Annotated in this window: 20 protein-coding genes and 3 tRNA genes; 8 read left to right on the forward strand and 15 right to left on the reverse strand. The window is 72.8% G+C overall.

The window, feature by feature from the left end:
- Nucleotides 1-19: 19 nt before the first annotated feature.
- On the reverse strand, nucleotides 20-784 hold the full coding sequence (locus ACIBX3_RS31780) for an IclR family transcriptional regulator (RefSeq protein ID WP_397123400.1): 765 nt from the start codon (nucleotides 782-784) through the stop codon (nucleotides 20-22).
- A gap of 70 nt (nucleotides 785-854) precedes the next feature.
- Between ACIBX3_RS31780 and ACIBX3_RS31785 the strand changes: the two genes are divergently transcribed.
- Complete coding sequence (locus ACIBX3_RS31785; protein WP_397123402.1) at nucleotides 855-1,223, forward strand: metal-sulfur cluster assembly factor; 369 nt, start codon at nucleotides 855-857, stop codon at nucleotides 1,221-1,223.
- Nucleotides 1,220-2,203: an amidohydrolase family protein gene (locus ACIBX3_RS31790; protein WP_397123404.1), complete on the forward strand. Its 984-nt coding sequence runs from the start codon at nucleotides 1,220-1,222 to the stop codon at nucleotides 2,201-2,203. Before ACIBX3_RS31785 ends, ACIBX3_RS31790 begins: the two co-directional genes overlap by 4 nt.
- Here the strand turns inward: ACIBX3_RS31790 and rodA are convergent.
- The 13 genes from rodA to ACIBX3_RS31855 all read right to left on the reverse strand — a co-directional run bounded on the left by rodA (nucleotide 2,165) and on the right by ACIBX3_RS31855 (nucleotide 13,588).
- Complete coding sequence (gene rodA, locus ACIBX3_RS31795; protein ID WP_397123406.1) at nucleotides 2,165-3,301, reverse strand: rod shape-determining protein RodA; 1,137 nt, start codon at nucleotides 3,299-3,301, stop codon at nucleotides 2,165-2,167. The genes ACIBX3_RS31790 and rodA overlap by 39 nt on opposite strands.
- A complete protein-coding gene (gene mrdA / locus ACIBX3_RS31800) occupies nucleotides 3,298-5,301 on the reverse strand; it encodes a penicillin-binding protein 2 (RefSeq protein ID WP_397123408.1) in 2,004 nt (667 codons plus the stop codon). The genes rodA and mrdA overlap by 4 nt, the downstream gene beginning before the upstream one ends.
- Nucleotides 5,294-5,806 carry a rod shape-determining protein MreD gene (locus ACIBX3_RS31805; RefSeq protein WP_397123410.1) on the reverse strand — a complete coding sequence of 171 codons (513 nt, stop codon included), beginning with the start codon at nucleotides 5,804-5,806 and terminating at the stop codon, nucleotides 5,294-5,296. The genes mrdA and ACIBX3_RS31805 overlap by 8 nt, the downstream gene beginning before the upstream one ends.
- Nucleotides 5,807-5,809: 3 nt before the next feature.
- Nucleotides 5,810-6,577 (reverse strand): rod shape-determining protein MreC, encoded by a 768-nt coding sequence (mreC, locus tag ACIBX3_RS31810; RefSeq protein ID WP_397123411.1) that lies wholly within the window; start codon nucleotides 6,575-6,577, stop codon nucleotides 5,810-5,812.
- Entirely contained in the window at nucleotides 6,574-7,797 is a 1,224-nt protein-coding gene (locus ACIBX3_RS31815) for a rod shape-determining protein (protein WP_397123413.1), read from the reverse strand. Before ACIBX3_RS31815 ends, mreC begins: the two co-directional genes overlap by 4 nt.
- Nucleotides 7,761-8,045, reverse strand: coding sequence for a zinc ribbon domain-containing protein (locus ACIBX3_RS31820; RefSeq protein ID WP_397123735.1), 285 nt, complete (start codon nucleotides 8,043-8,045; stop codon nucleotides 7,761-7,763). Before ACIBX3_RS31820 ends, ACIBX3_RS31815 begins: the two co-directional genes overlap by 37 nt.
- A gap of 31 nt (nucleotides 8,046-8,076) precedes the next feature.
- Nucleotides 8,077-8,508: a nuclear transport factor 2 family protein gene (locus ACIBX3_RS31825; RefSeq protein WP_397123415.1), complete on the reverse strand. Its 432-nt coding sequence runs from the start codon at nucleotides 8,506-8,508 to the stop codon at nucleotides 8,077-8,079.
- 15 nt (nucleotides 8,509-8,523) lie between these two features.
- On the reverse strand, nucleotides 8,524-11,166 hold the full coding sequence (locus tag ACIBX3_RS31830) for a hypothetical protein (protein WP_397123417.1): 2,643 nt from the start codon (nucleotides 11,164-11,166) through the stop codon (nucleotides 8,524-8,526).
- A gap of 280 nt (nucleotides 11,167-11,446) precedes the next feature.
- Nucleotides 11,447-11,521 (reverse strand) — tRNA-Val (locus ACIBX3_RS31835).
- Between the two features lie 5 nt (nucleotides 11,522-11,526).
- A tRNA-Cys gene (locus ACIBX3_RS31840) sits at nucleotides 11,527-11,597 on the reverse strand.
- Between the two features lie 15 nt (nucleotides 11,598-11,612).
- Nucleotides 11,613-11,684, reverse strand: a tRNA-Gly gene (locus ACIBX3_RS31845).
- A gap of 80 nt (nucleotides 11,685-11,764) precedes the next feature.
- The gene (locus ACIBX3_RS31850) at nucleotides 11,765-12,490 is read right to left on the reverse strand and encodes an SDR family NAD(P)-dependent oxidoreductase (protein WP_397123419.1); all 726 of its coding nucleotides are present in this window, start codon (nucleotides 12,488-12,490) and stop codon (nucleotides 11,765-11,767) included.
- A gap of 21 nt (nucleotides 12,491-12,511) precedes the next feature.
- Complete coding sequence (locus ACIBX3_RS31855) at nucleotides 12,512-13,588, reverse strand: hypothetical protein (RefSeq protein ID WP_397123421.1); 1,077 nt, start codon at nucleotides 13,586-13,588, stop codon at nucleotides 12,512-12,514.
- A 112-nt stretch (nucleotides 13,589-13,700) separates the two neighbouring features.
- Here ACIBX3_RS31855 and ACIBX3_RS31860 point away from each other — a divergent pair, with 112 nt between their 5' ends.
- Genes ACIBX3_RS31860 through hutH form a run of 3 tightly spaced genes read left to right on the forward strand, consistent with a single transcriptional unit; the run spans nucleotide 13,701 to nucleotide 16,578 of the window.
- Complete coding sequence (locus tag ACIBX3_RS31860; protein WP_397123423.1) at nucleotides 13,701-14,252, forward strand: hemerythrin domain-containing protein; 552 nt, start codon at nucleotides 13,701-13,703, stop codon at nucleotides 14,250-14,252.
- A gap of 49 nt (nucleotides 14,253-14,301) precedes the next feature.
- Entirely contained in the window at nucleotides 14,302-15,009 is a 708-nt protein-coding gene (locus ACIBX3_RS31865; RefSeq protein ID WP_397123425.1) for an ArsR/SmtB family transcription factor, read from the forward strand.
- A gap of 18 nt (nucleotides 15,010-15,027) precedes the next feature.
- Nucleotides 15,028-16,578 (forward strand): histidine ammonia-lyase, encoded by a 1,551-nt coding sequence (gene hutH / locus ACIBX3_RS31870; protein WP_397123426.1) that lies wholly within the window; start codon nucleotides 15,028-15,030, stop codon nucleotides 16,576-16,578.
- On the opposite strand, the gene ACIBX3_RS31875 is transcribed toward hutH, so the two are convergent.
- Complete coding sequence (locus ACIBX3_RS31875) at nucleotides 16,559-17,734, reverse strand: NAD(P)-binding domain-containing protein (RefSeq protein ID WP_397123428.1); 1,176 nt, start codon at nucleotides 17,732-17,734, stop codon at nucleotides 16,559-16,561. The two genes, hutH and ACIBX3_RS31875, sit on opposite strands and share 20 nt — an antisense overlap.
- A 58-nt stretch (nucleotides 17,735-17,792) precedes the next feature.
- Between ACIBX3_RS31875 and ACIBX3_RS31880 the strand changes: the two genes are divergently transcribed.
- The 3 genes from ACIBX3_RS31880 to ACIBX3_RS31890 are packed head-to-tail and all read left to right on the forward strand — an operon-like array spanning nucleotide 17,793 to nucleotide 20,533.
- Nucleotides 17,793-18,710, forward strand: a complete 918-nt coding sequence (locus tag ACIBX3_RS31880) for a LysR family transcriptional regulator (protein ID WP_397123430.1) — start codon at nucleotides 17,793-17,795, stop codon at nucleotides 18,708-18,710.
- Nucleotides 18,677-19,702, forward strand: a complete 1,026-nt coding sequence (locus ACIBX3_RS31885; RefSeq protein ID WP_397123432.1) for a chorismate-binding protein — start codon at nucleotides 18,677-18,679, stop codon at nucleotides 19,700-19,702. Before ACIBX3_RS31880 ends, ACIBX3_RS31885 begins: the two co-directional genes overlap by 34 nt.
- On the forward strand, nucleotides 19,703-20,533 hold the full coding sequence (locus ACIBX3_RS31890) for an aminotransferase class IV (RefSeq protein WP_397123433.1): 831 nt from the start codon (nucleotides 19,703-19,705) through the stop codon (nucleotides 20,531-20,533). It begins immediately after the preceding gene.
- The last annotated feature ends 70 nt before the right edge of the window (nucleotides 20,534-20,603 follow it).

A 20,603-nucleotide genomic window follows, 5' to 3' on the forward strand; every position in this document is an offset into this window, starting at 1 on the left:
GTAGGGCACGGTCATCCCGTCATTGTGCCGAAGATCCCGTCCAGGGGGACCGGGCCAGGTCGCGCACCGCGTCGGCCAGGCGCGCCTCGGCGGCCCGGGGGATCGCCAGGCCGCGCGTGGAGATGCCGATCGCCCACCGGGTGCCGGGCACCACGGCGCTCGCGCAGGCCACCTCGTCCCTGAACTGCCCGTGCTCCTCCACCACCTGCCCGGGCCGCAGCCCCGACAGCTCCGCCTCGACGTCCTCCACGCTGGCCGGCGTCACGGAGGTGAAGCGGCGCAGGCCGTACCCGGTCAGGACGCGGCGCCGGGCGCGGGACGGCAGCGACAGCAGCAGGGCCTTGCCGAGCGCGGTCGCGTGCGGGGCCGTCTCCAGGCCCGCCTGCAGGTCTTCCAGCCACGGCGAGCGCGGCCCCTCCGCCACGTCCACCACGACCAGCCGCCCGTCGGACAGATGCGCGAGATAGGCGGTGTGGCCGGAGACGGCGGCCAGGTGCCGCAGCACCGCCGAGGCGTGCGGCGGCCGCTCGAACGCCTCCAGCATCTCGTGGAAGCGCTCGGCCACCTTCGAGCCGACCAGGTAGTCGCCGTCGGGCCGCCGATGCAGGTAGCCCTCGTAACACAGGGTCCGTACCAGGTGGTAGGAGGTGGACAGGTTGAGGCCGCATCGGCGGGCGATGACCTTGACCGGAAGGGGCCGGTCGGCCCGCGCCACCACCTCCAGCACGCGGAGCGCGCGCGAGACGCTGCGGATCAGATCGCTGGGTTCTTCGTCATCGGTCATCATCCCAGGATCTGCGCCATTTGAAATCGGGACCCTACCCCAGGCGACACACCCGTCCGACGATGAGGACATGCCGGATATACCGCAGTGGGCCAGTCAGGCGTTGTCCGGGGTGTACGACCCCTGCTGCCGGGAGAAGGGCATCTCGGTCGTCGAGATGGGCCTCATCAGGTCGGTCGAGGTGGACCAGGACGGCCGGGCCCGGGTCGAGCTGCTGCTGACGTCGGGCTGGTGCCCGTTCGCCGCCCGCGTGCTGACCGAGGTGCGCGACCGGATCGAGGAGCAGCCCGGCGTGGACCGGGCCGAGGTCGAGGTCGTCTGGGACGAGGCGTGGACGGTGGACCGGCTCTCGCCGCGGGCGGCCCGCCTGCTGCGCTTCCTGCCCGCCCCCGCGCAGGTGCCCGACAAGGAGGACTATCTCAGGAGGGAGCTGCGATGATCGACGATTTCTTCGTGTTCGACAGCGTCGCCCACGTGTTCAACTTCGAGCCCAAGAACGCCTACGGCTCGGCCGGGCAGATGTTCTCCAACCACCTGTACGCCTTCCACACCACGCTCACCCCCGAGGGCGAGACCAAGCTGCCGCCCGAGGAGTTCCTGAGGCAGTGGACGATCGAGGACATCCGCCGCATGGTGTTCGAGGAGTCCGACACCGACATGCTGGTCGCGATGCCGCTGCCGCTCACCGACCTCTACCACGACGGCCTGTCGCCCTGGCAGGAGTGCGCCGAGCTGGCCGCCCGCGACCCCGACCGGACGGTGTTCTGGGGCTCGGTCAACCCGCTCGAAGGGCGCAAGGCGCTCGACCTCATGGAGCGCCAGGTGGGGGAGTTCAACGCGCGCGCGTTCAAGCTGTACAACGTCCGCTACGACTACGGCGCGCCGTACCCGTGGCGCATGGACGACCCGCGCGTGGCGTTCCCGATCTTCGAGAAGGCCCGTGACCTCGGCGTCAACCTGATCGGCGTGCACAAGGGCGTGCCGCTCGGCCCGCAGCCGATCGAGCACACACAGACCTGGGACATGGACGGCGCCGCCGCGAACTTCCCCGACATCAACTTCGTGATCTTCCACGTCGGCCTGCCGTTCATCGACGAGACCTGCTGGCAGCTCATCCGCTACCCCAACCTGTACGCCGACCTGGCCGCCACGATCAACTTCATCGTGCGGGCGCCCAGGATGTTCGCCGAGATCATCGGCAAGCTGCTCTTCTGGTGCGGCGAAGACAAGATCATCTATGGCTCGGAGGCGCCGATCTTCCATCCGCAGTGGGCGCTGCGCGCGTTCAGGGACTTCCGGATCCCGCAGGACATGTGCGACGGGTACGGCTACCCGCAACTCACCGACCAGGCCAAGCGCAAGATCCTCGGCGAGAACCTGCTAAGGCTGCATGGCCTTGGTCCGGTGCACGGCCTGTAGCAGCCCGATCGCGAGCAGGCCGGCGACCGTGGCCGAGCCGCCGTACGACACGAACGGCAGCGGCACGCCCACGATCGGCATGAGCCCCACCGTCATGCCCACGTTCACGAACGTCTGGAACGTGAGCCACGACACCACGGCCCCGGCCAGCACGGTCCCGTACGGCGAGGCGCTGTGCCGCGCGATCGACAGCCCGCGCCACAGCAGCACGCCGATGGCGAGCACGATGGCGGCGGCCCCGGCGAAGCCGAGCTCCTCGCCCGCGACGGTGAAGATGAAGTCGGTGTGCTGCTCCGGCACGAAGTGCCCGGCGGTCTGCTCGCCGTTGAACAGGCCCTTGCCGGACAGGCCGCCGGAGCCGATCGCGATGCGGGCCTGGGCGGCGTTGTACCCCACGCCGCCCGGGTCGGCCGCCGGGTTGGCCAGCACGAGCAGCCGTTCGAGCTGGTACGGTCGCACCAGCCCCAGCTTCCACGCCGCCACGCCCGCGCCCGCGGCCCCGGCGACGAGCACCAGCAGCCACCGCTTGGGCGCGCCGGACACCAGCAGCGCCCCGGTCACCATGGCCGCGAACACCAGCATCGTGCCCAGGTCCGGCTGCAGCGCGATCAACCCGATCGGCACCGCCGCCAGCACCAGCGCCAGCAGCACCCCGCCGAACCCGGGCCGGTGCTGCCCGTCGCGCAGCTCGCCGAGCGGCACCGCGAACGCCAGCGCGAGCGCCACCTTGGCGAACTCCGACGGCTGGAACTGCACCCCCGGCGCCAGCACGATCCACGAGTGCGCCCCGTTCACCCGCACCCCGAGCGGGCTCAGCACGCCCGCCAGCGAGACCAGCGCCAGCACGTAGGCCAGCGGCACATATGCCCGCAGCACCCGCAGGTCGCACCGGGACACGAACCACATCAGGACCAGCCCGATCCCGACCGCCACCGCCTGCCGGACCAGCAGCGCGTAGTCGCCTTCCATACGCGTGGCCGACCACACCAGCAGCAGCCCGGTCACGGACAGGGCCAGCGCGAGCAGCGTCAGCGTCCAGTCGGGCGCGGCCAGCGTCGGCGCCCAGACGACCCGCCGCTTCCCGGTGATCGCGATCATCCCCGCTCCTGTGTTGAATGGTCGCGCTCACTCGGCCCTCGCTGGTCACGCGAGCTACCGCTCTCGGGCCTGAACGTTCGCCGCTCCAGTGTCGAATGGTCGCGCTCACTCGGCCCTCGCTGGTCACGCGAGCTACCGCTCTCGGGCCTGGACGTTTCCGTCAGTTCGATGATGCCCTCCCAGATGTCGCGGGCCGCCGGCGCCGCGCCCTCCGCGCCCCGGCCGCCCTCCGACAGCACGACGACCACGGTGTAGGCCGGATCCGGGGCGAACGAGGCGAACCAGGAGGTGTCCCGCCGCCCGAACGACTCCGCCGTCCCCGTCTTCCCGGCCACCGCGACCTTGCCGAACGGGAAGCCCTTGAACGCGCCCTCCGCCGTGCCCTTCCTCGGCACCTGGCTCAGCGCGGCCCGCATGAACCGCAGCGTCTCGGCCGAGGCGGGCAGCTTGCCGGCCACCGGAGGCGTGATCGTCTTGATCGCGGTCCCGTCCGGCCGGACGACCTTCTGCCCGACGCGCGGGTGGTGCAGCGTCCCGCCGTTGGCGATGGCCGCGTACGCCCGGGCCAGCTGCAGCGGCGTGACGAGCACGCCGCCCTGCCCGATGGAGAAGTTGGCCGCGTCGCCGCCCCGCCACACGCCGCCGCCGCGGCAGTTCTCCCTGGCGATGGCGGTCAGGTACGCCGCACGCCCCTGATCGGTCATCTCCGGGTAGCCCTTGACCGCGCGACGGCAGCTCTCCTTCCGCGTGGCCTGCCAGTACGCCTTCTTCGCGGCGGCATCGGGCACCGCCCCGGCCGCCTCGCCGGGCAGATCGACCCCGGTCGGCTCGCCGAAGCCGAACCCGCGGGCGGTCTTCTGCATGGTCTCGGAGCCGCGCTGCCACAGCTCGTCGGCCAGCCGGTAGAAGATCGTGTCGCACGACTCCACCAGCGCCCCGTGCATGGTCATGATCCCGAGGTCGGCGCTGGCGAAGTTCCTGAACACCCGGTTGCCCACGGTGTAGCCGCTCGGGCAGTCGTAGAAGGCGCCGAGGCCGTACCCGGCGGACGCGGCCGCCGCCACCGACGTCACCTTCCAGGTGGAGCCGGGCGCCCACTCGCCCTGCACGGCCTGCGACAACAGCGGCAGCCGTTTGTACTCGCGAGCGGTCACGCCGTCGGTCCACACGGCCGGGTCGTAGGCGGGCAGCCCGGCCAGCGCGACCAGCCGCCCGGTCCTGGACTCCATGACCACGGCCGCGCCCGACTCCGCGCCGGCGGTGGCCAGCGCCCGGTCGAGCGCCTGCTCGGCGACGGTCTGGATGCGGGAGTCGATGCTGGTCACGAGCGTGTTGCCGGGGACGGGCGGATCCTGGCGGAGCGTCCTGGTGACCCGCCCGGTGTTGTCGACCGCCACGTCGCGCCGGCCCGGCCGTCCGGCCAGCTCGCGGTCGTACACGCCTTCGAGCCCGTCGCGGCCCTCGGCACCCTGCACGTACCCCAGGGTGTGCGCGGCCGCCGGGCCCAGCGGGTAGACCCGCACCGGGCGCAGCTCCGTCCGCACGCCGGGGAAGTCCTGCTGCCGCTCGCTGATCTGCAGCGCCACCGGCGCCGTGACGTTCTCGGCGACGGGGATCGGCTCGTACGGCGACCCCTGCCAGCACGGCTGCGGCACTTGCGGCCCGCACAACCGGACCTTCTCCGCGAGCTGCCGGTACGGCTGCCGCAGCACCTTCCCGAGGCGCTCCAGCACCGCCCGGCCGCCGTCGGGCTGGTGGGCCAGCTCCACGGCGTCCACCGTGACCACCGGCCTGGTCCGGTTCGTGACCAGCGGGCGCCCGGCCGCGTCGAGAATCTGCCCCCGGACGGGCGGCACCGCGACGGTCCTGATCCGCACGTCCGCCGCCGCCCGCACGTACTGGGCCCCGTTGACGACCTGCAGGAACCACAGGCGTCCCACCAGCGTGGCCACCATCGCCACGACGACCAGCCGCAGGACGAACAACCTGGCCCTAGACACGCCGCATCGCCATCCTCGGCTCCACCACGGAGGGAGAGCGGCGGCGGCGCGGCAGCACGGCGCTCACCGCCGTCCCGAGCGCCACCGTCCAGCCCAGCGTCCACGGCAGCGCCGCGACCACCGCCTGCCACGGCTCGTCGCCGAGCGCCACCGCCGCGCCCGCCTGCAGCAGCGTGCCGAGCGCGGCGCCCACGGCGCCGACCAGCCAGGGCCTGCCCTCGCGCCACCGGCCCTCCGGCAGCGGCCTGCCCTGCTGCAGGCGCCCCGCCAGCAGGCCCGTCACGGCCAGCACCAGCGCCGTGCGCCCCACCGTGCCGTCGGCGGGCGGCGTCACGTCGGCGGCCAGCCCGCCGGCCAGCCCGGCCACGCACCCCCAGACCGGCCCCCTGGACTGCGCCAGCCACACCACGGCCAGCACCACCAGGTCGGGCCCGCCCCAGGGCGACCTGTTGACCAGCAGCACCTGCAGCAGCGGCGCCGCGAACAGCAGCAACACCAGCGCCACGGCTCACCTCCCGGGAGCGGGCACGACGACCGCGACCAGGTCGAGGGCGGACAGCCGGGCGGCCGGCCGCACCAATGCCGTGCGCGTGGCCGCGCCCGGCACGCTCTCGACCTTCTCGACCGTGCCGATGGGCAGGCCCGCCACGTACGGCCTCCCGCCCGCCGAGCCCAGCGTCACCACCTCGTCGCCGGCCTGGAGCGGCGCGTTCGGGTCGAACAGGCTCAGCCGCAGCCGGCCCTCGCCCGGCAGCCCGGTCACCACGCCCAGCTCGCCGGAGCCCGCCATGCGCGCGCCCACCGACGAGCCGGGATCGGTGATCAGCGACACCGACGCGGTGGCCGGGCCCGCCCAGGTGACCTTGCCGACGAGGCCGTCGGCGTTCAGCACCGTCACGTCGCGTACGACGCCCGCCGCCGAGCCGGCGTCGATGGAGACCTTCTGGCCCTGCCCGAACCCGACCACGTGCGCGGCCACACCCTGCAACCGCGCCGCCGCCTGGCTCTTCGCCCCGGTCGCCCCGGTCGACCGCAGGTCGGACCGGAGGCGCACGTTCTCCTGCTCCACCGCCCGCAGCCGGGCGTTCTCCTGCTCCAGTGCCCGCAGGCGGCCCTCGCCGCCGACCGACCGGGTGACCATGCCCACCGCGCTCTGGACCGTGCCGTACACCGTGGAGCCCGCCGCGCGCAGCGGTGCCAGCGGCATGAGCGTACGGTCGACCGCGACGAGCAGGACACCGGCGAGGAGCACGAGCAGGACGATCGTCCGCTTCACCGCCGGGACCAATCGGGCAGCAGGACGTCGCGCATCGCCTGGAAGCGCTCGACGCAGCGGCCCGCGCCCAGCGCCACCGAGTACAGCGGCTTGTCCACGACCCTGATCGGCATGCCGGTGGCCTGGCCCATGCGCTCGGCCAGACCGCGCAGCAGCGCTCCGCCGCCGGTCAGCACGATGCCGTTGTCCAGCAGGTCGCCGGCCAGCTCGGCCGGGCACTGGTCGAGCGTCGTCTGCACGGCGTCGATGATGTTCTGCACCTGGTCCTCGATGGCCTCGCTGATCTCCTCCGAGGTCACCGTCGCCGTCTTCGGCAGCCCGCTGACCAGGTCGCGGCCGCGTACGGGGGCGCTGGCGTCCGGGGCGATCGCCCGCGGAGCCGCGGCCGGCTGCGCGGCGACCTGCTTGGGCCTGGACCGGAACGGGTTCCACCGGCTCGGGGCGGGCGGCGGCTCGAGCCCCTCCTCTTCGACGACGATCGGCGGCAGGCCGCCGCCGGCGGGGACGCCCACCCGGTGCTTGCCCCGGGGAGCGATCTCGGCGCCCTGGGCGGGCGCGGGCCGCACCATGCCCAGATCGATCTTCAGTCGCTCGGCGGTACGGTCGCCGACCAGCAGCGCGTGCTCCTTCTTGGCGTACGTGATGATCGCCTCGTCCAGCTCGTCGCCGCCCACGCGCAGCGACTTGGCGACCACGACGCCGCTCATGGAGACGATGGCGACCTCGGTGGTGCCGCCGCCGATGTCGACGACCATGTTGCCGGTGGCCTCGCCGACCTTCAGCCCGGCGCCGATCGCCGCGGCCATCGGCTCCTCGATGATGTGCACCCGCCGCGCGCCCGCCTCGTAGGCGGCCTCCTTGACCGCCCGCTGCTCGATGGAGGTGGTGCCGCTCGGCACCGCCACCACGATGCGGGGCTTGGCCAGGAACCTGCTGGGGTGGGCCTTCTGGATGAACATGCGAAGCATCCGCTCCGCCGCGTCCAGGTCCGCGATCACGCCGTCCTTGAGCGGCCTGATCGTGGCGATGTGCGGGGGAGTACGGCCCATCATGCGCTTGGCCGCCTTGCCGACGGCCACGACGGTGTTCTTGTGAAGGTTGATCGCGATGACGGAGGGCTCGTTCAGCACGATGCCCTTCCTGCGGACGTACACGAGAGTGTTCGCGGTACCTAAGTCGACCGCTATGTCATGACCGAGAAGACCCAATGCGAATGCCATGTGCCGCACAGCCTTTCGACCCGGGATGGGCAGGGGGACACTGCCCGCACTCGCGCTGCCCCCGGCGGTCTCACCGCAAACGAGATATCTCTGTAGCCGCGGCCGTCTTCGCAGGTCAGAGCGGGCTGTAGGGCGGCGTTCACATCCCGGTCATGGACCGCCCCGCACCCGCAGGTCCATTCCCGCACCGCCGGCGGCATCCGCTCGGCCGGCGCCCCGCAGACCGAGCACAGCTTGGACGAGGGAATTACCTGACGGCTCCCGTCCGGGCCCGGCCGCTCAGCGGGCGGTGCGCCAGCTCTGCTCCTCCACCAGCTCCGTGCTGCGCCACCCGTCCGGGGTGCGCCGCATGCGGTGGTGGTACCAGCCGCCGCCGTGCAGGAAACCCTCGGTGCCCGCGTCGGTCATCTCCCGCGTCGGCGCGAGAGTGTCGGTGAAAGGGGCGCTGACGTGCGCCTCGCCGTCCCGGAAGTCGATCGCGGGCGCGCCGATCAGGTGCAGGCGGCCCGGCCAGTGCGCGAGCACCTCGGCCAGCCACGCCTTGACCTCGTCCCGCGTGCCCTTGATGCCGCCCGCCGAGGTGTAGTCGATCACCGCGTCCTGGCTGAACACCCGGTCGAGCAGGTCCCACTGTCCGGAGTCGACGGCGCGGGTGTAGCGGGCCAGCAGGTCGGCGATCTCGAGGCGGTCGGCGATTTCCTGAGCGTCCATGAGGTGATCGTCGCGCTAGGAGTGCTCCGTGACCAGCCCTGTCAGCCGTTCACGCGAGGCACGTACGGTGAACGCCTCGCATCCGGCGCAGAAGTAGCCGCGGCCGAACGTGAACTCCACCGCCCCCTTGCCCAGGTTCACCAGCAGGCGCTCGTTGTCCACGCTCACCGTCCGCGGGTTCTGCCGGGCCGGCATGAGAGACCGCAGCGCGTCCGCCATCCGCCGCCGGCCCTCCGGGGTGAACGCGACCGGGGCGAAGATGTCGTGCACGGTGAGCGCCCGGCCCGCGGCGACGTCGTAGGTGACGGCCCGCCGGTGCTCGCCCGACATGAGATAGCGGACCGAGACGATCTCCGCGTCGTCGCGTACCAGGACGTAGGTCCCCGTCACCGCCCCGGTGGCCGCCGGGTTCGCGCGCAGGTCCCGCAGGGTGTCCCCGACGCGCTCGCCGACCGGCGCGAACAGCGCCGCGTTGATCCGCTTCGCGTCGCGGCCGGTGGCACGCGGGTAGGAGACGTCGACCGTCAGCCGCGGCCGCTGCTCGCGCCAGACGGCCTCGCCGATCGTGACCGGCTGAGGCCCGGCGGGCTGCCGCGCGGCGGGGACCACCGCGACGACCAGGAGCAGCGCGGCGGCGTACAGGAGGGCCGTGCGCCGCACCGTCACCACCAGCCCGGCCGCCGCGAACGGCCCGGCGAGGAACCCCGCCTGCAGCCCCGCCACGGGGTCAACCGGAAGCTGGGCCAGCCCGCCGGCCACCACCGAGAGCCCCCACACGGACAGCCAGGGCGACAGGCGGCGCTCCGCCAGGTTCGACCGGGCCAGGCCGAGGTAGACCAGCCCGGCCAGCAGCAGGACGTAGAGGCCGGCGGCGAGGTTCTCCAACGCCGTCTGCCGGACGGACAGCGCGGGCACGGCGCTGCCCGCCTCGACGCCGAACCCGTGCAGGGCCCCCGCCACCACGGCCACCACCAGCGCCGCCCCGGCCGCCCGCGCCGCGAGCATCCCGCGCTCGCGCCGGGACGTGACGTGCTCGCGCGCCTCCTCCTTCCAGGCCCGGTACCGCTCGGCCAGCTTCCCCCAGGTCTCCTCGCCCTCCAGCTCGACGATCCGGACGAACCTGGTGAGGCCGACCTGCGAGTGCACGATGAACAGCAGCGCGGCGAGCCCCGGCACGACGAGGCCCGTGAAGACCGCCGCCTCCCCGGCCGGCGAGATCCCCAGCAGTCGCTCACCGGTCACCGCGTAGGCGATCACGCTGCCCGCGTTCCAGCCCAGCGCCGCCGCCAGCGCCAGTGCCGCCAGCAGCAGCAGGTAGTCGGACGCGGGGAAGAGCCGCACGAGCTGCCCGCGCACCGCGACGTACACCAGGACCGCCGCCGACACCCCGAACACCGCCGCCACGGCCCACAACCAGACCATGGCGGTCGTGCCCAGCACGGGGTCGGGCGGCGCGAGAAAGGCGAGCGCCCGTGCGACCAGCGGAGTCTCGGCGTCGTACGTCCGCCGCGTCAGCAGCGTGTACCGCGACGTGACGGCCAGGCAGAAGTACGTCAGGGCGAGCGCCGCCCCCGCCACGAGCAGGCTCCACCGCCGATCGGGCCGCACCGGATCCGGCGCCGCTGCCGGCCGCTCCCTGCCGGGGAGCACGATCTGGAGCCCGGTGCCGGCCAGCGCGAGCAACAGTGGCGGCACCGCGATCTGGGCCGGCTCGGCGACCAGCGTCGCCCCGATGTCGCGGGCGTACTCCACCGCCCAGGCCGCGTCGAGCGGGGCGGCGAGCAGCAGTTCCCGCATGCCGCGATCGATGGCGACGACGGCCGCGTACACGATGGGCGCCGCGCACAGCGCGATCCACGCCAGCACGAACGCCCGCCCAGGCCGCCCCTCCACCGGTAATCGCCGCCGCAGAGCCCCCTCCAAATAGCTCGCCACGATGGCCGCCAGCACCACGGCCACCTGGTGGAAGTAGCCCAGCGACAGCGGCAGCCAGGCCAGCAGCGGCTCCCGGTCCCGGATGAGAACGCTCCACACCACCGCCCAGCCCACCACCAGGAACGGCAGCACCCACCGGCGCGGCCGGAACGCCCGCTTCGCGACCTCTAGGGCCTTCGCGGACTGGGCGCCCTTCGCGGGCTTGGTGGCCTTCGCGGGTTTGGTGGCCTTCGCGGGTTTGGTGGCTTTCGCGGGCTTCGCGATCTCCGATGGTTTCGCGGGTTCCGGGGCAGCGGCGGGCAGCGTACGCGTCACGGCCAGCGCCGCCAGCGCGGCCACCAGCGCCGTCGCCATCCCCCAGGACGCGGCGTACGTCGCGGGACCGGCGAACGCGGCCTCCCGCGCCCGCGCCCACGCCAGCACCGTGAGCACCCCGGCCGGCCCGCCCGCCAGGCACCAGCACACCACCAGCCCGACCCCCGACGCGCCGAACCCCGACCATCTGAACACGACATAAGCCCCGGCCGTGACCGTCACGGAGAACCCCGCCAGGGCCGCCGCCGTGATCACCACCGATCCCCCGCCCAGGCCGGGGAAGACCAGCGCCCCCGCGAACGGCCGGCCGAGCAGGAACCCGCCCACGGGCGGCAGGGCGCACAGGCCCGAGACGATCAGCGCGCAACTCGCGGCCGCGAGCAGGAACATGCGGGTCGATTTCGCCACGTTCCGTCCTCTGCCCGCACGGGGTCGCCTCGCGCATCGTGGTGACCGGGAAGTGACCGGCGGGTGAGCGCGCCCGCGTGCCACGCGGGCGGGCTCACGACCCTGGATTCGCACACCGCCGGCGGAGCAGCCGGGCCGGCCGGAGCGCCGGGTCAGCACCACCGGTGCCGGCAGCACCTGTGATCAACCGGAACGACGAAGCCCCAGACTCGCGGCGTGTGCCGTGAGCTGGGGCTTCATCTCCCGCGTGACCGGGTCGGACCTGGTCCGCCATGGAGCCTGGTGGACGATACTGGGATTGAACCAGTGACCTCTTCCGTGTCAGGGAAGCGCTCTCCCGCTGAGCTAATCGTCCTTGTGAGGTGGCGACGGGATTTGAACCCGTGTGGACGGCTTTGCAGGCCGCTGCCTCGCCTCTCGGCCACGCCACCGAGCCGGAAGCTCCGAGCGGAAGACGGGATTCGAACCCGCGACCCTCACCTTGGCAAGGTGATGCTCTACCACTGAGCCACTTCCGCCTTCGCCCCGCTCGCGCCGGGCGACGAGAGAACTCTAGCGAATCCTGGCCCAGTCCCCAAACTGGAATACCGCCGCCCGCTCAGCTGTGACCGCCGTTGACCGTGACCCGCTGGCCGGTGATGAACGCGCCCCCGTCCGAGGCCAGGAACGACACCGCCGCAGCCACGTCCGCGGGCGTGCCCATCCGGCGCAGCGGCACCTCCGCCACGTAGCCGCTCTGGTCGAGGTCCGCGTGCCGCTCCACCGGGATCCAGCCGGGGGCGACGACGTTGACCGTGATCCCGTACGGGCCCAGCTCGCGCGCCCACGCCTCGGTCATCGCGTGTTGTGCGCCCTTGGCCGCGATGTACGCCGACATGCCGGGCAGGTTGCGGTCCACGATGTCGGAGCCGATCTGGATCACCCGGCCGCCGCCCCGCTCCCGCATGCCGGGCAACACCGACTGAACCAGCAGCGTGGGGCTCTTGACGAAGAAGCGGAGCTGGTCGAGGTGGTCTTCCCAAGTGAGCTCCGCCAGGGGGATGGACGGTTGCGGCCCGGTCGCGTTGGCCACCAGCACGTCCACCGGGCCTAACCGCTCGGCCACCCGGGCGGCCAGGTCCGCTACGCCGGCCTCGTCCGTGATGTCGGCCGGGTACGCCTCAGCGGTGCCGCCCGCGGCGCGGATCCCGGCCACCACCTGCTCCATGCCTGCGATGTCCCGGTGGGAGTTGACGGCGACGGCCAGGCCGTCGGCGGCCAGCCGGCGCGCGATCACCGCGCCCAGGCCGCGGGAGGCTCCGGTGACGAGGGCGACTCTTGTCATGACGCTCGACTCTAGCCGTCTTCAGCGGCTCGGCTGCAGGCCCGCCGGGTGCGGCCCTTCGGTCTGCAGGCGGTACTCCCGGCCGGAGACGGCTCGGTTGTGGTCGATGACCCGCTCCGACGGCGGCCGCTCCCCGTCCATGACGGCCCGCTGCATCCGCTCGAAGCGTTCGTGGGCCTCGCGCACGTAGCCGGTCCCGAGCGTCGTCTGATCGATCTGGGTGGCGATCAGGTGGCGGATGAACCGCTTGTTCGGCTCGAACGTCACGGGCGGCGGCAGGGCGGGGGCCAGGACCTGATCGGGGTCGCGGCCGTCGAACCGCTTGAACAGCTCGGCGGCCAGCCGCAGGTGCTCCAGCTCCATGTTGAGGTGCAGCTCCCAGATGCTCTTCACCTTCGGGTCGGACTCGGTCTCCATGAAGGAGTAGTAGAGATAGCACTCGTTGTACTCGTGGTTGAGCAGCCGCTCCCACCAGCTCTCGCCCGGGTCGACCAGCGACTCGTAGTGGGTGACGTGCTCCTCCTCGATCAGCCCGATCTCCTGGTAGAGCTGCCGCGCGATCGGCTCCATCTGCGTGGGGCCCACGTTCATGTAGTAGTTCATGGTCTGCTGCTCGGCGGACATGATCGTGAGCGCGTGCAGGCGGGACAACGGCTCGGTCCGGCTCCTGTCGTACGGCTGCCGCACGTTGTCGCGGCCGTCCCGGTGGTGCAGGTACGTCGGCCGTCCCGGCATGACCTCGGTCAGGTTGTCGACGATCTTCTCGGCCTTGCGGTGCTCGATCATCTCGTACAGGTTGGCGTAGCGGTACAGGTGGTCGAAGTCCTCCAGCACGCCGAACTCGTAGGCCTGGCGCAGATACGGATCCGGCTCCATGCGGGCCACCCACGCGGTCAGGTCCACCGCGACCTGCTCGTAGGCGATGGTGGTCTCCAGCACCGAGGACACCCCGGGCAGCAGCCAGTTGACCGCCTTCTGCTGCTGGGCCTCGATGTAACGCACCCGCGCGAGCTGCCGTTTGAGGTCGGTGCCGGGGCAGTGGCGGGCGAGCTGGTCGTCCAGCGGGATACCCCGCTCCTGCAACGGATCGAAGGCCATGTCGCCGCCCGTACCCGGGGGCCTGGCGGGCAACCTCCGCGTTGCGTCCCGGGAAGGCCCGGGTTCGGTAAGGAAGCGCGTGCCCGCCGCGGCCCCCGGGTAGGGCGCCAGCGTGGCTGAACAAGATGTGATCGAGCTGCTCATGGCACAGCACGGGCGGATCAGGGACCTGTTCGACGAGGTCGAGCAGGCATCCCCGGACAAGGTGGAGGAGGCGTTCGGACGGCTGACGCGGATGCTCTCGGTGCACGAGACCGCCGAGGAGGAGATCGTCCACCCGTACGCGCGCAGGAAGCTCGACAACGGGCAGGGCGTGGTCGCCGACCGGCTGGGCGAGGAGAACCACGCCAAGCGGCTCCTCCTCGACCTGCACCGGGACGGCGTGGACCACTCGCGGTTCTGGGAGCGCCTGACCGAGCTGCGCACCGCCGTCATGATGCACGCGCGGGGCGAGGAGCGCTACGAGTTCGCCAGGCTGCGTGCCTGCACCTCCACGGCCGAGAGGCGGGCCATGGCGGCGGCGGTCCGGGCGGCCGAGACCCTCGCGCCGGTGCGGCCGCATCCCGGCACGGAAACCGCCGTCAAGAATCTGCTGATGGGGCCGCCCCTGGCGATCATGGACCGGGCCCGTGAGGTGATCCGCAAAGCCCTCGGCAAGGGCTGAGGGCATCCTTCGACGCTGGGCGAAATGTCGGCGTACTAGCGTCGTCGGCATGGAACACATCGCTCGCGACGCCGACATCGCGCCCGTCGCCGCGCTCATCGCGGACCCGACCCGGGCGGCCATCCTGACGGCGCTGCTCGACGGGCGGGCGCTGGCGGCCGGCGAGCTGGCCAGGATCGCCGGCGTGAGCGCCGCCACCGCGAGCGCGCACCTGGCCAGGCTGCTCGACGGCCGGCTGGTGGACGTCGTGCGCCAGGGCCGCCACCGCTACTACCGGCTGGCCGGTCACGAGGTGGCCGAGGTGCTGGAGGTGCTGGCCAGGATCAGCGCCCGGCCGCCGGTGCGGTCCCTGCGCCAGTCCCGGCAGGCCAGGCTGCTGGAGGAGGCCCGCACCTGCTACGACCACCTGGCCGGGCGCGCCGGCGTGGGGCTGCTCGACGGGCTCAGGGCGGGCGGCTACTACGCGGCCTGCGACCTGACCGGCGAGGGGGAGCGGCTGCTGGCCGGGCTCGGCGTGGACGTGGCGGCCGCGCGGCGGTCGAGGCGCCGCTTCGCCCCCGAGTGCCTGGACTGGACCGAGCGCAGGTCGCACCTCGGCGGCGCGCTGGGCGCGGCGGTCACCGAGGCGCTGTTCTCCCGCGGCTGGTACCGAAGGGGGACCGTGCCGAGGGCGGTGATCCTCACCGACGAGGGCAGGGAGGGGCTGTCGAAAGTGTTCCCAAGTAAGGAGCTAACATCGCATACGCCAGTTACCTAACAGCGAGAGAGAACCACCATGCGCGACAACGGAGTCGTGAACGTAGGCCCCGAGCCCCTGACCTTCCATGACCTGATCGACGTGGCCCGGCACGGGGCCGCCGTGCGGCTCACCGACGACGCCGTGGCCGCCATGGCCGCCGCCCGCCAGCGGGTGGACGAGCTGGCCGAGAGCCCGGTGCCCGCGTACGGCGTCTCGACCGGGTTCGGGGCGCTGGCCACCCGGCACATCGACCCGGCGCTGCGTACCCAGCTCCAGCGCTCCCTCGTGCGCTCCCACGCGGCCGGCAGCGGCCCCGAGGTGGAGACCGAGGTCGTGCGCGCGCTCATGCTGCTGCGCCTGCGCACCCTGGCCTCCGGCCACACCGGCATCAGGCCGAACACCGCCAAGACCCTGGCCGCGCTGATCAGCGCGGGGATCACGCCGATCGTGCACGAGTACGGCAGCCTGGGCTGCTCCGGCGACCTGGCGCCGCTCGCGCACGTCGCGCTCACGCTCATGGGCGAGGGCGTCGTACGCGACAAGGACGGCAAGATCCAGCCCGCGGAGGAGGCGCTCAAACAGGCCCGCATCGAGCCGGTCGAGCTGGCCGCCAAGGAGGGCCTGGCGCTCATCAACGGCACCGACGGCATGCTCGGCATGCTCGTCCTCGCCATCGAGGACCTCACCAGGCTGGTCAGGACGGCGGACGTGAGCGCCGCGATGAGCGTGGAGGCGCTGCTGGGCACCGACCGGGTGTTCATGCCCGAGCTGCAGGCGCTGCGCCCGCACCCCGGGCAGGCGCTGTCCGCCGCCAATATGACGAAAATTCTCCATGACTCGGGCATCATGGCGAGCCACCGCGACCCGGAGGCCTGCACCCGCGTCCAGGACGCCTACTCGCTGCGCTGCGCGCCGCAGGTCGCCGGCGCCGCCCGCGACACGATCGCGCACGCCGCCACCGTGGCCGGGTGGGAGCTGGCCAGCGCCGTCGACAACCCGGCCGTGCTCGCCGACGGCCGCGTCGAGTCCAACGGCAACTTCCACGGCGCGCCCATCGCGTACGTCCTGGACTTCCTGGCCGTCGTGGCCGCCGACCTGGCCTCGATGTCCGAGCGCCGCACCGACCGGTTCCTGGACGTGGCCCGCAACCACGGGCTGCCCGCGTTCCTGGCCCACGACCCCGGCGTGGACTCCGGCCACATGATCGCTCAATACACGCAGGCCGCCATCGTCTCCGAGCTGAAGCGGCTGGCCGTGCCCGCGAGCGTGGACTCCATCCCCAGCTCGGCCATGCAGGAGGACCACGTGTCCATGGGCTGGTCGGCCGCGCGCAAGTTGCGCAGGTCGATCGACGGGCTCACCCGCGTGCTGGCGATCGAGGTCCTCACCGCCGCCCGCGCGATCGACCTGCGCGCCCCCCTGGAGCCCGCGCCGGCCACGGGCGCCGTGGTGAGGGCGCTGCGTGAGACCGTGCCCGCCCCGGGCCCCGACCGGTTCCTGGCGCCGGAGATCGACTGCGCCGTACGCCTGGTGGCCGACGGCGGCGTGGTGGCGGCCGCCGAGTCCGTCACAGGGCCGCTGGCCTGATCGAGGGCAGGGCCACGATCAGGTCCACCTCGAGCAGCAGCCCCGGCATGAACAGCTTCGACACCTCCACGGTGGTGCTGGCCGGGGGCGTGCCGGTGATGTGCTTGCGGCGTACCGCGCCGTACTCGGCGCGCCGGTCCATGTCCGTCAGGTACGTCCTGATGAACGCGATGTCGTCGAACGCGGCTCCCTGGTCGGCCAGGATGCGTTCGACGACCTGGAAGACGTACTCGGCCTGGGCCGCCATGGAGCCCTCGCCGACCACCTTCCCGCTCTCGTCGAAGGCCGCCACGCCGGAGACGTAGAGCGTGTCGCCTACGCGGACGGCATGCGAGTACATGCCGTTCGTCGCGGGAATCGTCGAGAGGTTGAGCGGCACGGCGCGGGACGCGGGCCCGCCCCCGACGTGGCCGGCGATGGCGGTCAGGTCGCGGTCGCCCAGCCCGGCCGCCCGCGCCTCCTGCAGCCGCTTCCTGGCGGCCGTGGCCAGCGACGCGCCCTCCCAGGCCCCCAGCTCCAGATCCTTGGTGGCGTGGGCCAGGGAGTAACGGGTGTGCGCGGAAGGCGTCCGCAGCCGCTCGGCCAGGACGCCGAGCGGGGTCCCGGCCAGCACGTCGATGAGCGCCTCGCGGTCCACGCCGTGCGCCGCGCCGTACGCGTACGTCTCGGCCAGCAGCACCTGCGCCGGCACGATCGCGCTCATGACGGCGATCTTCATGGCCGCGCCCGCCCCCAGAGGCCCGGCCTCCCGCACGGATCCGAACACCGACAGCACCTCGCGGCACCCCGACAGGTCGCCGCCGGCCAGCACGGTCAGCGTTCCCTCGGCCGCCGGTCCCACGCTGCCCAGCACCGGCGCGTCCACCAGCCCCACCGACGCGGGCAGCAGCTCCCGCAGCTCCCGCACCGCCTCGGGCCCGATCGTGGACATCTCGACCACCGTCGCGCCGGGCCGCAGCCCCGGCAGCGCCGCCCCCAGCACCTCCCGCACCGCGGCCGGGTCGCTGAGCATGGTGATGACCAGATCCGCGTTCTCCACCGCCGCGGCCGCGGACACGCCCGTCCCGCGCCGCCACGTCGTCACCTCGTGCCCGGCCGCCACGAGCCGCCGGGCCATGGGGACGCCCATGCGTCCCTGTCCAAGAAAAGCAATCACGCGCCCCAGTGAACCCGGATGCGAGGTATTCCACCACCGACTAGATTGCATACCAGCCATGCTTGACGTGAATGCCTTTGACACCGCCGCCCTCCGCCTCTTCGACGAGGTGGCCCAGAGCGGATCGTTCACCGCCGCCGCCGAGCTGCTCGGATACACCCAGTCGGCGGTCTCCCGCCGCGTCGCGGCGCTGGAGCGCGCCGCCGGCGGGCCGCTCTTCGAGCGCCTCGCCCGGGGAGTACGCCTGACGCCCGCCGGGGCCGCCCTGCATCGCCACGCCGTCGCGGTCCTGGACCGGCTCGAACGCGCGGGCGAGGAGCTGGCCGCCATCCACGACGGCCGGGGCGGGACGCTGCGCGTGGGCGCGTTCGCCGCCGCCAACGTGGACCTGGTGCCCGGCACACTCAAGCGGTTCGCCGAGCGGCGGCCAGGCGTCGAGCTGCGCCTGGTCGAAGGGCTCACCGGGTGGCTGATGGAGCGGCTGCGCGCCGGGGCTCTGGACGTGGCGGTGATCAGCGACTATCCGGCCGGGCTGCCCGCCGACGCGCCGCGCACCGTGCCGCTGGGCGAGGACCGGCTGTTCGTCGCGCTGCCCGGCGGCCACCGGCTGGCCGGCGACCCCGACGTGGACCTGCGCGACCTGGCCGAGGAGTCGTGGATCGAGGCGGCCCCGCACGGGCAGCCCACGCTGCTGGTCACCGCGTGCGCGGCCGCCGGCTTCACGCCGCGCAGCGGGCTGAGGGTGGCCGGGTGGTCGGGCAAGTTCGGATTCGTCGCCGCCGGGCTCGGCGTGACGCTCGTGCCGGAGCTGGCGGTGCGGGCCGTACCCCGGGATCTGGTGTTGCGGCCGCTGCGCGGGATGGCGCCGGCGCGCAAGGTGTACGCGGCCCTGCCGGGCGATCCTCTGCCCGCCGCGCTCGAACTCGTCGAATTGCTGGGAGAATGGAAGGCGTGTACGACGGCTTCGCCCACTTAGGTCACACTCTCGCCACCGGACTACGGGACGTGACCTCCGACCTCGCCGCGCTCGACGGCGAAGGCTGGTGGGCCGTCGTCGCCGACTACGAGGGCAAGGTGACGTGCGCCCGGTTCGACCGGGTGCGTCAGGCTTCCCTGCCCAGGCCGGCCGCCCCCTGGCACGGGCCGCACGCCGGCCAGTGGCGCAGCTCGCTCGACCGGGACGCCTACGAGCGCGGCGTGCGGACCATCCGCGACTACATCGAGCAGGGCGAGGTCTACCAGGCGAACCTGTGCCGCATCCTGACCGCGCCCGTCCCGCGCGACGCCGACCCCCTCGCCCTGGCCGCCAGGCTCGCCTCGGGGAATCCCGCGCCGTACGCCGGCGTGATCCGGATCCCCGGGCTCAGCGTGGTGTCGGCGTCGCCGGAGCTCTACCTGTCGCGTGACGGCGACGTCGTCGAGTCCAAGCCGATCAAGGGCACCGGCGCCACCGCCGGCGACCTGCTCGACAAGGACTACGCCGAGAACGTCATGATCGTCGACCTCGTCCGCAACGACCTGGGCCGGGTCGCCGCCGTCGGCTCCGTCGAGGTGCCGTCGCTCTGCGCGGTCGAGGCGCACCCCGGGCTCGTCCACCTCGTCTCCACCGTGCGCGCCCGGCTGGCGCCCGGGGCGGGCTGGCCCGAGTTGTTCGCCGCGACCTTCCCGCCCGGATCCGTCACGGGCGCGCCCAAGTCGTCGGCCCTGCGCATCATCAATGAGCTCGAACCAGCACCCCGCGGGCCGTACTGTGGGGCCGTGGGCTGGGTCGACGCCGACCGGAAGCGGGCGGCGCTGGCCGTGGGCATCAGGACATTCTGGATCTCGGCCCTGGCTCACGGCGAAGGCGAGATCCGGTTCGGCACGGGAGCGGGCATCACGTGGGGCAGCGACCCCGGGCGCGAATGGCTCGAGACCGAGCTCAAGGCAGCCAGGCTCATCGCTCTGGCATCCACAGGAGGAGACTGAATGAACATCCCTGTCTGGGTCAACGGGGAGCTGATCGACCCCGCGCGGGCCACCGTCTCGGTCTTCGACCACGGGCTGATGGTCGGCGACGGCGTGTTCGAGACCATCAAGATCGTGAACGGGAAGGCGTTCGCGCTCACCAGGCATCTCGACCGGCTCAAGCTCTCCGCCCAGCGCATGGACCTGCCCGAGCCCGACGCCGAGGCCATCGCCGACGGCGTGGCCAGGTGCCTGGAGGCCGCGCCCGCCTGGGAGCTGGGCCGCATCCGGGTCACCTACACCAGCGGCCCGGGCCCGCTCGGCTCCGACCGCGGCGACCAGGGCACGACCTCGGTCGTCATCGTGGACGAGCAGAAGTCGTTCCCCGCCACCGCCAACGTCGCCGTCGTCCCGTGGCCGCGCAACGAGCGCGGCGCCCTGTCCGGCGTCAAGAGCACCTCGTACGGCGACAACGCCAAGGCCCTCCTGCACGCCAAGAAGCGCGGCGGCGGTGAGGCGATCTTCGGCAACCTCGCGGGCAACCTCTGCGAGGGCACCGGCTCCAACATCTTCATCGTCCGCGGCGGCCGCCTGCTCACCCCGACCTTGGACTCCGGTTGCCTGGCCGGCGTCACCCGGGCTCTGGTGCTGGAGTGGTGCGGCGGCGAGGAGACCGACGTCCCGCTGTCGGCCCTGTACGAGGCCGAGGAGGCGTTCCTCACCTCCACCACCCGCGACGTCCAGCCGATCAAGCTGGTGGACGACACCGAACTGCCGGTCGCGCCCGGTCCGATCACCACCAAGGCCATGCGCGTCTTCGCCGAGCGCTCGGCCGCCGACCTGGACCCCTGATCCTCCCGGCCCCGCCCGCACCAGGGGCGGGGCTTCTACATTCGCTCTATATTCGGGCGTTCTTCTCGCG

The sequence above is a fragment of the Nonomuraea sp. NPDC049480 genome, from assembly GCF_044465905.1.
In the GTDB taxonomy this organism is placed as follows: domain Bacteria; phylum Actinomycetota; class Actinomycetes; order Streptosporangiales; family Streptosporangiaceae; genus Nonomuraea.

Bases quoted from the DNA above. Each gene is read 5' to 3' on its own strand.
- ACIBX3_RS31855 (WP_397123421.1), bottom strand. From the start codon at position 13,588: ATGGCCTTCGATCCGTTGCAGGAGCGGGGTATCCCGCTGGACGACCAG.
- hutH (WP_397123426.1), top strand. From the start codon at position 15,028: ATGCGCGACAACGGAGTCGTGAACGTAGGCCCCGAGCCCCTGACCTTC.
- ACIBX3_RS31815 (WP_397123413.1), bottom strand. From the start codon at position 7,797: ATGGCATTCGCATTGGGTCTTCTCGGTCATGACATAGCGGTCGACTTA.
- ACIBX3_RS31865 (WP_397123425.1), top strand. From the start codon at position 14,302: ATGGAACACATCGCTCGCGACGCCGACATCGCGCCCGTCGCCGCGCTC.
- ACIBX3_RS31785 (WP_397123402.1), top strand. From the start codon at position 855: ATGCCGGATATACCGCAGTGGGCCAGTCAGGCGTTGTCCGGGGTGTAC.
- ACIBX3_RS31780 (WP_397123400.1), bottom strand. From the start codon at position 784: ATGACCGATGACGAAGAACCCAGCGATCTGATCCGCAGCGTCTCGCGC.
- ACIBX3_RS31890 (WP_397123433.1), top strand. From the start codon at position 19,703: ATGAACATCCCTGTCTGGGTCAACGGGGAGCTGATCGACCCCGCGCGG.
- ACIBX3_RS31825 (WP_397123415.1), bottom strand. From the start codon at position 8,508: ATGGACGCTCAGGAAATCGCCGACCGCCTCGAGATCGCCGACCTGCTG.
- ACIBX3_RS31850 (WP_397123419.1), bottom strand. From the start codon at position 12,490: ATGACAAGAGTCGCCCTCGTCACCGGAGCCTCCCGCGGCCTGGGCGCG.
- ACIBX3_RS31885 (WP_397123432.1), top strand. From the start codon at position 18,677: ATGGAAGGCGTGTACGACGGCTTCGCCCACTTAGGTCACACTCTCGCC.
- ACIBX3_RS31790 (WP_397123404.1), top strand. From the start codon at position 1,220: ATGATCGACGATTTCTTCGTGTTCGACAGCGTCGCCCACGTGTTCAAC.
- ACIBX3_RS31880 (WP_397123430.1), top strand. From the start codon at position 17,793: ATGCTTGACGTGAATGCCTTTGACACCGCCGCCCTCCGCCTCTTCGAC.
- rodA (WP_397123406.1), bottom strand. From the start codon at position 3,301: ATGATCGCGATCACCGGGAAGCGGCGGGTCGTCTGGGCGCCGACGCTG.